This window comes from Kitasatospora sp. NPDC088779 (assembly GCF_040685395.1).
Lineage (GTDB): Bacteria > Actinomycetota > Actinomycetes > Streptomycetales > Streptomycetaceae > Kitasatospora.
In genome coordinates this window covers 52,798-65,535 of sequence record NZ_JBFBHW010000004.1, presented here as the reverse complement: position 1 = coordinate 65,535, position 12,738 = coordinate 52,798, and the positions used below count along the sequence as shown (strand labels likewise).

The window sequence follows — 12,738 nt, the reverse complement described above, 5'->3', positions numbered from 1 at the left end:
TTCGTGCATGGCAGAGAGCAAGGTCCGGGCGGCGGCGGCACCGAAGGCGAAGGCCGTGCCGGGGGTGAAGCCGGGGAAGCCGGAGTCGCACCTGGCGATGGTGCGGCGGGCGCGGCGGATCAACCGCGAGTTGACGGAGCTGTACCCGTACGCGCATCCGGAACTGGACTTCGAGAACCCGTTCCAGCTGCTGGTGGCGACCGTGCTGTCGGCGCAGACGACGGACCTGCGGGTGAACCAGACGACGCCGGCGCTGTTCGCGAAGTACCCGACGCCGGAGGACATGGCGGCCGCGAACCCGGAGGAGCTGGAGGAGGTCATCCGCCCGACCGGGTTCTTCCGGAACAAGGCGAAGTCGCTGATCGGCCTCTCGATCGCCCTGCGCGACGACTTCGGCGGCGAGGTCCCGGGCCGCCTGGACGACCTGGTGACGCTGCCGGGCGTGGGCCGCAAGACCGCCAACGTGGTCCTCGGCAACGCCTTCGGGGTGCCCGGGATCACCGTGGACACGCATTTCGGGCGGCTGGCCCGGCGGTTCGGCTGGACGGCGGAGGAGGACCCGGTGAAGGTCGAGGCGGCCGTCGCCGAGATCTTCCCGAAGTCGGAGTGGACGATGCTGTCGCACCGGGTGGTCTTCCACGGCCGCCGGATCTGCCACTCCCGCAAGCCCGCCTGCGGCGCCTGCCCGGTCGCGCCGCTCTGCCCGTCGTACGGGGAGGGCGAGACCGACCCGGAGAAGGCGCGCAAGCTGCTCAAGTACGAGCTGGGCGGGCAGCCCGGGCAGCGGCTGAGGCCGCCGGGGGACTTCCCGGGGGAGGCCGCCGCCCGGGCCGACGCCGCCGAGCACCAGGGGCGGATCGCGGACCTGGCGGTGGGCGAGTGACCCGCGAGGCACGGCGGACTCCGGAGCCGTCGGCGGTGCGGGTGGTCGAGGCGGACGGCCTGCCGGCCTGGCTGGAGCCGGTGCGGGAGGCGGCCGAGCGGGTGCTGCCGGAGCAGCTGAGCCGCTTCCTGCCGCCGGTGGAGGGCGGCCGGGCGGCGGCGGTGCTGATGCTGTTCGGCGAGGGCCCGGACGGGCCGGACCTGCTGCTGATCGAGCGGGCCCGTTCGCTGCGCTCGCACGCCGGGCAGCCGTCCTTCCCGGGCGGCGCGCTGGATCCGGAGGACGGTGACCCGGACGGCCCTGGCCCGGTCGCGGCGGCGCTGCGCGAGGCCTGGGAGGAGACCGGGCTGGACCCGGCCGGGGTGCAGGTGTTCGCGGTGCTGCCGGCGCTGTACATCCCGGTCAGCCGGTTCGTGGTGACGCCGGTGCTGGGCTGGTGGCGCGAGGAGTCGCCGGTGCGGCCGGTGGACCAGGGCGAGACCGGTGCGGTGTTCCGGGTGCCGGTCGCCGATCTGGCCGACCCGGCGAACCGGGTGCGGCTGCGCCACCCGTCCGGGCACGTGGGGCCGGCCTTCGCGGTGGCCGGGCGGCTGGTCTGGGGGTTCACGGCCGGGGTGATCGACCGGGTGCTGCACCACGGCGGGCTGGAGCTGCCCTGGGACCCGTCCCGGATCGTCGACCTCTCGGACGAGGCGCTGGCCCTGGTGCAGGGCGATCTCGACCACTCCCGGGCGCTGCCCGGCGGCGACGCCGGTCCCACGTGAGGGGCCGTCTGCACGGCCGGGCCGCGGGCCGTGGGAGGGTGTCCGGGTGAACGTCCTGGATGTGCTGCTGATCGCCGCTGCCGTGGCATTCGCCGTGTCGGGCTACCGGCAGGGCTTCGTCGTGGGTGTCCTGTCCCTGGTCGGCTTCCTGGGCGGCGGCCTGCTGGCCGTCCAACTGCTGCCGCTGCTGCTCGACCACCTCAGCCCGGGCACGACGGCCTCGGTGGTGGCCGTGGTGGTGGTGATCGTGTGCGCCGCGATCGGCCAGGCGGTCACCGCGCACTTCGGCTGGAAGCTCCGGGGCCACATCGGCCGCCGTCCGGCGCGGGTGCTGGACGCGACCGGCGGCGCGGCCGTGAACGTGGTCTCGATGCTGCTGGTGGCCTGGCTGATCGGCTCGGCGCTGGCCGGGGCGTCGCTGCCGACGGTGTCCAAGCAGGTCCGCTCCTCGGCGATCCTCGGCGGCGTGCAGAACGCGCTGCCCGACGACGCGCCGAACTGGTTCTCGGACTTCTCCAAGGTGCTGGCCCGCAACGGCTTCCCGCAGGTCTTCAACCCCTTCGAGCACGAGCCGATCACCCAGGTCGACACCCCCGACCCGGCGCTGGCCGGCAGCCCGGCGGTGGCGCGGGCCAAGCAGAGCCTGGTCAAGGTGGTCGGCACCGCCACCTCCTGCAGCAAGACCCTGGAGGGCAGCGGTTTCGTCTTCGCCCCGCACCGGGTGATGACCAACGCCCACGTGGTCGGCGGGGTCGACGAGCCGACCGTGCAGATCGGCGGGGTCGGCCAGCTGTACGACGCGACGGTGGTCCGCTACGACTGGCAGCGCGACATCGCCGTCCTGGACGTGCCCAAGCTGAACGCGCCCCCGCTGTCGTTCGCGGGCGAGGCGAAGACCAACGACAGCGCGATCGTGGCGGGCTTCCCGGAGAACGGCGCCTTCAACGTCCAGCCGGCCCGTATCCGCGGCCGGATCCAGGCCAACGGCCCGGACATCTACCACCGCGGCCAGGTGGTCCGCGACGTCTACTCGGTCCGCTCGCTGGTCCGCCAGGGCAACAGCGGCGGCCCGCTGCTCACCCCGGACGGCCAGGTCTACGGCGTGGTGTTCGCCAAGTCGCTGGACAGCGCCGACACCGGGTACGTGCTGACCGCGGCCGAGGTGCGGGAGGACGCGGAGAAGGGCGGCACCGCGAGCACCCGGGTGGACACCCAGGGCTGCGCGCTCTGACCGGGCCCCGGGGCGCTCCGACGCGCCGGATCCGACGATCCGATATCCGTCACACCGTCAGTCCGCCCTGGTAGCCTCTGCCGCGCTCACCCGTTCGGCTCAACCGGGCGCCGTCCCGGAGTGAGTCTTACGGGAGGTCGTGGTAGTCCGATGATGGGTCACTCGCACGCGGTCAGTGGGGCGATGCTGTACGCCGCCTCCGCACCGTTCCTGCCCCCGCTGCTGCTGCACACCACGCTGCAGCCGGCGGACATACTGATGGGCACGGTGCTGTGCGCGGGGGCGGCCCTGCTGCCGGACCTCGACCACCACGACGGCTCGATCGCCAACTTCCTGGGGCCGATCTCCAAAGCGCTCTGCCGCTTCGTGGCCTGGGCCTCCGGCGGGCACCGGCACGCCACCCACTCGCTGCTGTTCGTCGCGCTGATGGGCGCCGGCACCTGGGCGGGCGTCACCTACCTGGGCCGCAACTTCACCCTGGTGCTGACGTTCTTCCTGATCGCGCTCGCGATCCGGGCGCTGCGGCTCTGCCCGCCGGGGGACGGCCCGGAGAGCTGGATCACCGTCATCGGGCTGTCCGCGCTCGGCACCTTCGGGATGAACACCTGGATGCCGAACTCGCCGGGCTGGCTGCCGTACGCGGTGGCGCTGGGCACCCTGGCGCACCTGCTGGGCGACTGCCTGACCAAGAAGGGCGCGCCGCTGCTCTGGCCGCACAAGGAGCGCTACGAGGTGGTGCTGATCAAGCGCAGCGGCAACAACGTCGAGACCAAGGTGCTGGTGCCGATCATGTCGGTGGCGACCTTCGTCCTGCTCTGGTTCACCGCGGTGTCGCCGACGATCGTGAACTGACCGTCCGGCCTGACCGGCCGAACCGATCGGCCGGCCGACCCGGCCGACCCGGCCGACGGGACCGACCGGCCGGATGACGCGGCGCGAGGCCTCAGGTCTCGCGCCGCAGTCGTGCGCCGACCCAGCGGGCGCGCCGGCCGAGGATGCGGGGGATGCCGAGCTGCCGCTGCGCCGGGCGCGGACGGCGGTCGGGGCCGTCGTAGCCGAGGTCGTCCGCCCAGTCGGGGCGGTGGGCGGAGCGTTGGGAGCTGTTGTGGCGTCGGGCGCGCGGGGCGCCGCCGCGATCGGGCATCCAGGTCATACCGGAATGGATGCCCCTGGGCCGGTGGGGGTAACCGCCGGGCACGCGTCGAAATTGGCCTATGCGGTTGTCATATGTGCGTCAGATCAAGGGAGTTGGGACCAAGGGCCCTTCCCGCCCGGCCCCTTCGCCGCTCCTGCACCGTCACTCCTTGTGACGGCCGACCCAGTCCAGCAACTCCGCGGTGAACTGCTCCGGGGCCTCCTCGTGCGGGAAGTGCCCGACTCCCGGCATCAGCCGCCAGCGGTACGGCGCCGCCACGTACTCGCCGCCGCCCAGCGCGGTGTGCGACAGCAGCACCGGGTCCGCCGCGCCCTGGACGTGCAGGGTCGGCGCCGTGATCGGCTTCTTCATCCGCCGGGCGAACTGGATGCCGTCCGGGCGCGCCATCGAGCGCAGCAGCCAGCGGTACGGCTCGATCGAGCAGTGCGCCGTGCTGGGGATCTGGATGGCCTGCCGGTACGCGTGCACCGCCTCCTCGTCCAGCCGGTTCGGACCGGCCCAGGCGTCCAGGTAGCGGCCGACCAGCGCGGCGTCGTCGGCCACCAGGCGGCGTTCCGGTATCCACGGCCGCTGGAAGCCCAGCACGTGCTCGAAGGCGGCCGCCTGGCGGCGGTCGGTCAGCAGGGCCCGGCGCAGGTCCCGGGGGTGCGCGGCGGAGACCACGGTGAGGCTCTGGATCACCGACGGGCGCATCACCGCCGCCACCCAGGCCAGCGTGCCGCCGGCGGCGTGCCCGACCAGGTGCGCCCGGCGTTCGCCGAGCGAGCGGATCACCCCGGTGATGTCCAGGGCGAGGTTGCCCGGGTCGTACCCGCGCGGGGTGCGGTCGCTGCCGCCGATGCCCCGCAGGTCGAGCGCCACCGCCCGGTAGCCGGCCTCGGCGAGCGCGGTCAGCTGGTGGCGCCAGGCCCACCAGTACTCGGGCCAGCCGTGCACCAGCAGCACCAGCGGGCCCGAGCCCAGCTCGGCGATGTGGAACCGGGCGCCGTTGGCCGCGAGGTCGCGGTGCGTCCACGGGCCGCTCTGCCGGACGCTCCAGGCCTCGGCGCCGCCGTCGGGGGCGGTGTCGGGGGTCTCCTCGGCGGGCTCCCCCCCGGGTGCCAGGTCGGGTCCGGAGTCGGCGGACGGCTGCGCGGGCACGGGCTTCTGGTCAAGCGGCATACCGAGAGCGTGTCACATCCGTGCGCCGGACGGCGCCCGGTACTCGCTCCCGGCGGGTCCGGGCGGGCGGCTGTGCGCCGCCACCGGAAGGGCCGTTACGGGATGCGGCCCAGGGCCCGGTCGATCTCCTCCTTGGTGGCCGGGCGCGGCCGGGCGTTCTTCAGCACGTCGGCGGTCTTCTGGGCGCCCTCGATGGTGCGGTGCGGCTTCTCGATCCGCTTGAACGAGCGCCAGGCCATCAGCCCGAGCAGCACCGCGAGCAGCAGGTAGGCGCCGGCCACGATGAGGAACGACCAACCGAGCGACAGGCCCAGCGCGTGGATGCCGAAGGCCGCCGCGGCGCTCAGCATCGGGACGGCGGCCAGCGCCACCACGGCGGCGACGCCCAGCGAGACGCCCCCGGAGACGCCGCGCTTGACGTCCGCCCGGATCTCGGCCTTGGCGAGCGCGATCTCGTCGTGGACCAGTGCGGACAGGTCGGCGGTGGCCGCCGCGAACAGCTGCCCCACCGAACGCTCGCCCTCGTAGGGCGCCCGGCCGTTGCTGGACGGGTCTGCGGCTCCTGCGGGCATCAGCGGTTCTCCTCTGCGGCTGTGCGGCGTGACGCCGCCGCGTGGTGCGGTTCGGGGGGCCGGAGGGGCCCGGAGGCGTCAGTGGACTGTCGACAGCTCAGAATCATGCCCCTACCGGTCAGTCGCACACCACTCCGGGGCCCCGCCGGGGGGACGTGTCCGGGCGCTGCCGGGCCGTCGGCGGGCCTCAGCGGGGCTTCTCCGGCCCCTCGCCGTCGGGCCGAGGGGCGAGTTCGGCGGCCCGGGCCCGCCAGGCCGGGTCGTCCTCCTGGTAGACGTCCGGGACGCCGTCGCCGTCCACGTCCCGGTCCTCCTCCTCGCACAGCTCGCGGTAGTGCCGGTTGCGGAGCTTGAGCAGCACGGTGGCCACCGTCGCGCAGAGCAGCGAGCCGACCAGGACGGCCGTCTTGGAGAGGTCGGCGAGGGCCAGGTCGTCGCGGAACGCCAGTTCGCTGATCAGCAGCGAGACGGTGAAGCCGATGCCCGCGAGCACCGAGACCGCGAACATGTCGGCCCACTTGAGCTTCGGGTTCAGCTCGGCCCGGGTGAACCGGGCGGCCAGCCACGTGCCGCCGAATATGCCCACCGTCTTGCCGACCAGCAGGCCGATGACGATGCCGAGCGGCGTGGCCTGGGTGAACACCTCGCGCAGTGTCGGGCCGGAGATCGTCACCCCGGCGGCGAACAGCGCGAACACCGGAACGGCCAGGCCGGCCGAGAGCGGACGGACCAGGTGCTCGATGTGCTCGCCGGGGGAGTGCTGCTCGTCGCCCTCCCGGTGGCAGCGCAGCATCAGGCCCATCGCGACGCCCGCGACCGTGGCGTGGATGCCGCTCTCGTGCATCAGCGCCCAGTTCACGACGGCCAGCGGCACGAACAGGTACCAGCCGTGCACCCCGCGCCGGTGCAGGAACCAGAACAGCACCAGGCCGGCGAAGGCCAGGCCGAGCGCCCAGAACTTGATGCCGGAGCTGTAGAAGACCGCGATGATCAGGATCGCGATCAGGTCGTCCACCACGGCGAGGGTGAGCAGGAAGGCGCGCAGGGCGGACGGCAGGTGGCTGCCGACCACGGCCAGCACGCCGAGCGCGAAGGCGATGTCGGTGGCGGTCGGGATGGCCCAACCGCTGGGGTGACCGCCGCTGCCCGAGTTGACGAGGGCGAACAGGATCGCCGGCAGCGCGACCCCGCAGACGGCGGCCACCACCGGGAGCAGCGCGGCGCTCGGGGTGCGCAGCTCGCCCGCGACGAACTCGCGCTTGAGCTCGATCCCGGCCACGAAGAAGAAGATCGTCAGCAGGCCGTCCTTGGCCCAGTTGCCGAGGGTGAGGTCGAGGTGCAGCGGGGCGGACGGCCCGACGGTGTAGTCGAGGACGCTCTCGTACGCGTGCGGCCAGACGTTGGCCCACACCAGTGCGACCACGGCGGCGAGCAGCAGCAGGATGCCGCCGACGGTCTCGGTGCGCAGGGCGTCGGTGATGAACGTCCGCTCGGGCAGGGACAGCCGGCCGAGCAGCTGCCGGCGGCGGGTCGTCGGCTCGTGGACGGGCGGCTGTTCGGTCACGAGGACCTCCTGAGGGGCTGGGAGCGGCAACGGATGCACGTGTGGTGCAGTTGCCGACCAGACTTCCCGGCGCGCCCTGTGACGCTCGGATTCCCGTTCAGGGATCTTGATGCGTCGTTAACAGTCTAGGGGATCGTTCGGGTGACATCCGGATTGTCCTATTCAAGGACTTAAGCCCTGCGGGGTGGTTCTGCACTCCGGAGGAGCAGTGGCACGGCACCCGAATGGCCTAGGCCGCTCGCAGACGGGTGAACGCGGCCCTGCCGTCCCTGCCGTCTCTGTCGTCTCTGTCGTCCCTGTGGTCTCCGTCGCCCTTGCCGTCGGTCGCAGGCGCCGCCCGGCCCCGGCCGCCCCGCTGGCACACTCCGGCGGCCGACCGGAAGCGGGCTTCGGACTCACGGCATGGCTGTGCCCCGGGCGGTGACCACCGCCCGGGGCACGCTTCACCGTGTCGGCCGGCTCAGCCGTTGCCACCCGCCGGCGGCAGCTGGGCCTGGATCTGGCTCATCACCGTGCTGTCGGCGAGGGTGGTGGTGTCACCGACCTCGCGGCCCTCGGCGATGTCGCGCAGCAGACGGCGCATGATCTTGCCGGAGCGGGTCTTCGGCAGCTCGCCGACCACCTTGACCTGCTTCGGCTTGGCGATCGGGCCGAGCGTGCGGCCGACGTGCGCGCGCAGCTCCTCGACCAGCTCCGGGCTCTCGGTGGCGCCGCCGCGCAGGATCACGAAGGCGACGATGGCCTGGCCGGTGGTGGCGTCCGCGGCGCCGACCACGGCGGACTCGGCCACCGACGGGTGGCCGACCAGGGCCGACTCGACCTCGGTGGTGGAGATGTTGTGGCCCGAGACGAGCATGACGTCGTCGACCCGGCCGAGCAGCCAGATGTCGCCGTCCTCGTCCTTCTTGGCGCCGTCACCGGCGAAGTAGCGGCCCGCGAAGCGCGACCAGTAGGTGTCGATGTAGCGCTGGTCGTCGCCCCAGATGGTGCGCAGCATGGACGGCCACGGCTCGGTGAGCACCAGGTAGCCGCCGGAGCCGTTCGGGACCTCGTTGGCCTCGTCGTCGACCACGGTGGCCGCGATGCCCGGCAGGGCGCGCTGGGCCGAACCCGGCTTGGTCTCGGTGACGCCCGGCAGCGGGCTGATCATCATGGCGCCGGTCTCGGTCTGCCACCAGGTGTCCACGATCGGGGTCCTGCCGGCGCCGATGTGCTCGCGGTACCAGATCCAGGCCTCGGGGTTGATCGGCTCGCCGACGCTGCCCAGCACCCGCAGCGAGGACAGGTCGAACTTCGCGGGGATGTCGTCGCCCCACTTCATGAAGGTGCGGATCGCGGTCGGCGCGGTGTAGAGGATCGTCACGCCGTACTTCTGGACGATCTCCCAGAACCGGCCCTGGTGCGGGGTGTCCGGGGTGCCCTCGTAGATGACCTGGGTGGCGCCGTTGGAGAGCGGGCCGTAGACGATGTACGAGTGGCCGGTGACCCAGCCGATGTCGGCGGTGCACCAGTAGACGTCGGTCTCCGGCTTGAGGTCGAAGACCGCGTGGTGGGTGTAGCTGGCCTGGGTGAGGTAGCCGCCCGAGGTGTGCAGGATGCCCTTGGGCTTACCGGTGGTGCCCGAGGTGTAGAGGATGAACAGCGGGTGCTCGGCGTCGTGCGCCTCGGGGGTGTGCTCGGTGGACTGGCGCGCGGTGATCTCGTGCCACCAGACGTCACGGCCCTCGGTCCAGGAGATGTCCTGCCCGGTGCGGCGGATCACCAGGACGTGCTCGACGCCGTCGACCTTGGTGAGCGCCTCGTCGATGGCCGGCTTGAGCGCGGACGGCTTGCCGCGGCGGTAGCCGCCGTCGGCGGTGATGACGAGCTTGGCCTGGGCGTCCTCGATGCGGGAGGCGACGGCGTCGGCGGAGAAGCCGCCGAAGACGACCGAGTGGGTGGCGCCGATCCGGGCACAGGCGAGCATCGCGACGACCGCCTCGGCGATCATCGGCAGGTAGACCGCGACCCGGTCGCCCTTGCGGACGCCGAGCTCCAGCAGCGCGTTGGCGGCCTGCGAGACCTCGTCCTTGAGCTGGGCGTAGGTGATCGAGCGGCTGTCGCCGGGCTCGCCCTCGAAGTGGATCGCGACCCGGTCGCCGAGTCCGGCCTCGACGTGGCGGTCGACGCAGTTGTAGGCCACGTTGAGCTTGCCGTCGGCGAACCACTTGGCGAAGGGCGGGTTGGACCAGTCCAGCGTCTCGGTCGGCTCGACGGCCCAGCTGAGGCGGCGGGCCTGCTCGGCCCAGAAGCCCAGGCGGTCCTCGGAGGCCTGCGCGTACGCGGCCGCGGTGACGTTGGCGGCGGCGGCGAGCTCTGCCGGCGGGGCGAATCGCCGCTCCTCCTTGAGCAGGTTGGCCAGGCTCTCGTTGCTCAACGCGCACTCCTCATCGAGTCATGATCGGAGACGATCCCGTGCGTGGGGATTGTCCCGTGTGTCCCAGCGCACAGCTCACCAGGCGAATGGGGCACTTGACAAGAGCCTCCGGGTAATTGGTGTAGACCTTTGACCGGCAGTCGAACGGACCATCGTACGGCGCACCGCCTCTGGGCGGTGCGCCGTACGACGGCCGGAGGGCCCGCGCCCCGGCCCGCCCGGCGGGGACGCGGGCCCGGCTCTCAGGCGGCCAGCCGGGGGCCGTCCTCGGCGCCGTCGGCGGGAACCCGGCCATCTTCATTCACCCGTTCGGGCGTGTCGCCCGCCGGCGACCCGGTCGGCGGTGCCCCTGGCGCTGCCCGGCCGGCCGTGGTTCCGGCCGCTGCCGTCCCGATGCGCGCCTCGATCGGACTGAACGTCCCCTCGGCCCGGTCGAGCACGTAGGCCTGGGCGGTCGCGAAGTCGAAGTACATCCCGACCAGTCGCAGGGTGCCCTCCTCCACCCGGCGCTCCACGGCCGGGTTGGCCAGCAGCTGGTCCAGCTGCTGGACCACGTTGGTGATGCAGAGCTGCTCCACCAGGTCCACCACCGGCCGCGCGTCGAACCCGGCGGGGACCCGGCGGAGCCGGTCCAGCGAGCCGCGGCCGTTGCGCAGCCAGCGGGCCAGCGGGGTGGGCGGCCCGGGGCGCTCGTGCACGCCGTCCAGCAGGGCCTTCATCGCGCCGCAGCCGGAGTGGCCGCAGACCGTGATCGAGCCGACCTCCAGGACCTCGACCGCGTACTGCACCGCGGCCGCCACCGAGTCGTCGGCCGCGCCGGGCTCGTACGGGGCCGGCACCAGATTGCCGACGTTGCGGACGGTGAACAGGTCCCCCGGGCCGCTGTTGGTGATCATGCTGGTGACCATCCGGGAGTCCGCGCAGGTCAGGAAGAGCTGGGAGGGCGTCTGCCCCTCCCGGGCCAGGCGGGCGAGTTCGGGCCGGATCAGCGGGGCGGTGTGCTGCTGGAACACCCGGACGCCGTCCAGCAGCCGGCCGTGCGGGTCCTCCTGCTGCTCGATGCAGTGGTGGCCGACCCAGGGCGTCCAGGCCCGGCAGCGGTGCGGACCGGGTGAACTGCCCGCCCGGACGGTGCCGTCGGGGTCGAGCACCTCGTCGTCCCTGCGGCGCGTCACCATCGAGACCCGGCCGCCCGCGGCCTGGTGGCCCGTCCGCCAACTGTGCAGCGTCTCGTACGCGGCGTGGTCCAGGAAGGAGCCGTCGTGGACCACGGTTACCTCGGCGCCGGAGGGGATCCCGGCCAGCGCCCGGCTCAGCCGGGGCACGGCGGTGAAGGTGAGCGGCCCGTGCGTCTGGACGGTGACCACGCCGGCCGGGCCGGCCAGCACGTCCACGTGGGCGCGGGTCAGCCGGTAGAGCGCGAGCAGCACGGCGGTGCCGGCGCCGAGCGCGACGCCCCACAGCACGCCGAGCGCCACCACGGCGAGCACGGTGGTCAGGTAGACCGGGAACTCGCGGTGCCGGTGCACGTTGCGGATGTGCGCGAAGCTCACCATCTGCAGCCCGACCACCAGCACCAGCGCGGCCAGCGCGGCCAGCGGGATCCGGCGCAGCCCGCCGGTCAGTGCCAGTGCGGCGGCGAGCACCCAGACGCCGTGCAGCACCGAGGACCACCTGCTCTGGCCGCCGGCCCGCACGTTGGCGGTGCTGCGGACGGCGCCGCCGGCGACGGGAAGCCCGCCGACCAGCCCGCTGACGATGTTGGCCAGGCCCTGGCCGCGCAGTTCGCGGTCGAGGTCGCCGGTGCGGCGGGACATCCGGTCGACCGCGACGGCGGACAGCAGCGACTCCACGCTGGCGACGGCGGTGACGGTCAGGACGGCGGCCAGCACTCCGGCCAGCGGGCCGTGCGGCAGCGCGGGCACGAGGGCGTGCGGCTGCCAGGCGGGCAGCCCGATGTGGGCGAGCCGCAGGTCCAGGGCCAGGGCGAGCGCGGTCGCGGTGGCGACGGCGGCCAGCGGGCCCGGCACCTTGGCCAGCCTGGCGCCGAACTCGCCCGCGCGGCCGGGGAGTCGGCCGAGTCGGGGCCAGCCCAACAGGACGGCCGCGGTCACCGATCCGGCCAGCAGCGCGGGCGGGTGCGGCCCGGCCAACTGGCCTGGCAGCGCGAGGAGGTTGGCGATCGCGGAGCTCTGCGGGGAGCCGCCGAGGACGACGTGCAGCTGCGCGATGGCGATGGTGAGCCCGACCCCGGCCAGCATGCCGTGCACGATGGCGGGCGAGACGGCGAGCGCGGTCCGGGCCACCCGGCGCACGCCGAGCAGGAGTTGGAGCAGCCCGGCGGCCAGGGTGATGGCGCAGGTGGCCCGCCACCCGTACTGGACGATCAGTCCGGCGGTGATCACGGTCAGCGCGGCGGAGGGGCCGCTGACCTGGAGCGGGGTGCCGCCGAACAGCCCGACGACGATGCCGCCGACGGCCGCGGCGGCGAGGCCGGCGGTGAGCGGGGCGCCGGTGGCGAGTGCGATGCCGAGGGAGAACGGCACGGCGATCAGGAAGACCACCAGGGAGGCTGAGAGGTCCTGGGCCCAGCGGGCCTTGGTGCCGGGGCCCGGTGGCGCGTGGTCGGTGGTGTCGGAGGCGATGGGGGCGCTGGAGATGTCGAGGGTCATTGTCTTCCCGTCTGTCCGGGGGAACGAACGCAGTCAGGTCCGGCGGTGAGTCCGGGGTGGGGCTCCGGGGCGGATCGGCTGTCGTGGGTCGCGACGGTGTGGCGGGATGGCGTGGGCGCGGCGGGGAGTGCGGGTGTCACCGGCCGGACCTCGACCATCAGGGCCCGCCAGGGACCTGGGCGAGGTGCGGGACGTCTCGCCGAGGGCCGTCGGGACGGACCATCAAGACTCGGTAAACCGAGGGTAATGAAAGCTTTGCACAGCGTCATTCCGGGAGGGAAGGGGAAAACCCCCCGATTCACCCCATTGGGTGGTGTTC

10 protein-coding genes are annotated in these 12,738 nt (G+C 73.2%); 4 read left to right on the top strand and 6 right to left on the bottom strand.

The window, feature by feature from the left end:
- The first annotated feature begins 7 nt into the window (after nt 1–7).
- From nth to AB0P03_RS04535, 4 genes are all read left to right on the top strand, one after another.
- Nucleotides 8–883: an endonuclease III gene (gene nth / locus AB0P03_RS04550; protein WP_363579685.1), complete on the top strand. Its 876-nt coding sequence runs from the start codon at nt 8–10 to the stop codon at nt 881–883.
- A complete protein-coding gene (locus tag AB0P03_RS04545) occupies nt 880–1,647 on the top strand; it encodes a CoA pyrophosphatase (protein WP_363579684.1) in 768 nt (255 codons plus the stop codon). Before nth ends, AB0P03_RS04545 begins: the two co-directional genes overlap by 4 nt.
- 46 nt (nt 1,648–1,693) lie before the next feature.
- Nucleotides 1,694–2,878 carry a MarP family serine protease gene (locus tag AB0P03_RS04540; protein ID WP_363579683.1) on the top strand — a complete coding sequence of 395 codons (1,185 nt, stop codon included), beginning with the start codon at nt 1,694–1,696 and terminating at the stop codon, nt 2,876–2,878.
- 150 nt (nt 2,879–3,028) lie between these two features.
- Entirely contained in the window at nt 3,029–3,730 is a 702-nt protein-coding gene (locus AB0P03_RS04535) for a metal-dependent hydrolase (protein WP_363579682.1), read from the top strand.
- 91 nt (nt 3,731–3,821) lie between these two features.
- Here the strand turns inward: AB0P03_RS04535 and AB0P03_RS04530 are convergent, their stop codons facing one another.
- The 6 genes from AB0P03_RS04530 to AB0P03_RS04505 all read right to left on the bottom strand — a co-directional run bounded on the left by AB0P03_RS04530 (nt 3,822) and on the right by AB0P03_RS04505 (nt 12,419).
- Nucleotides 3,822–4,031, bottom strand: a complete 210-nt coding sequence (locus AB0P03_RS04530) for a hypothetical protein (protein WP_063348672.1) — start codon at nt 4,029–4,031, stop codon at nt 3,822–3,824.
- A gap of 144 nt (nt 4,032–4,175) precedes the next feature.
- Nucleotides 4,176–5,195, bottom strand: coding sequence for an alpha/beta hydrolase (locus AB0P03_RS04525; RefSeq protein ID WP_363579681.1), 1,020 nt, complete (start codon nt 5,193–5,195; stop codon nt 4,176–4,178).
- 95 nt (nt 5,196–5,290) lie between these two features.
- Entirely contained in the window at nt 5,291–5,767 is a 477-nt protein-coding gene (locus tag AB0P03_RS04520) for a phage holin family protein (protein ID WP_063348673.1), read from the bottom strand.
- A gap of 187 nt (nt 5,768–5,954) precedes the next feature.
- The gene (nhaA, locus tag AB0P03_RS04515) at nt 5,955–7,331 is read right to left on the bottom strand and encodes a Na+/H+ antiporter NhaA (protein WP_363627813.1); all 1,377 of its coding nucleotides are present in this window, start codon (nt 7,329–7,331) and stop codon (nt 5,955–5,957) included.
- 460 nt (nt 7,332–7,791) lie between these two features.
- Complete coding sequence (gene acs, locus AB0P03_RS04510) at nt 7,792–9,747, bottom strand: acetate--CoA ligase (protein WP_363627812.1); 1,956 nt, start codon at nt 9,745–9,747, stop codon at nt 7,792–7,794.
- Between the two features lie 242 nt (nt 9,748–9,989).
- The gene (locus AB0P03_RS04505) at nt 9,990–12,419 is read right to left on the bottom strand and encodes a SulP family inorganic anion transporter (RefSeq protein ID WP_363627811.1); all 2,430 of its coding nucleotides are present in this window, start codon (nt 12,417–12,419) and stop codon (nt 9,990–9,992) included.
- Nucleotides 12,420–12,738: the final 319 nt, after the last annotated feature.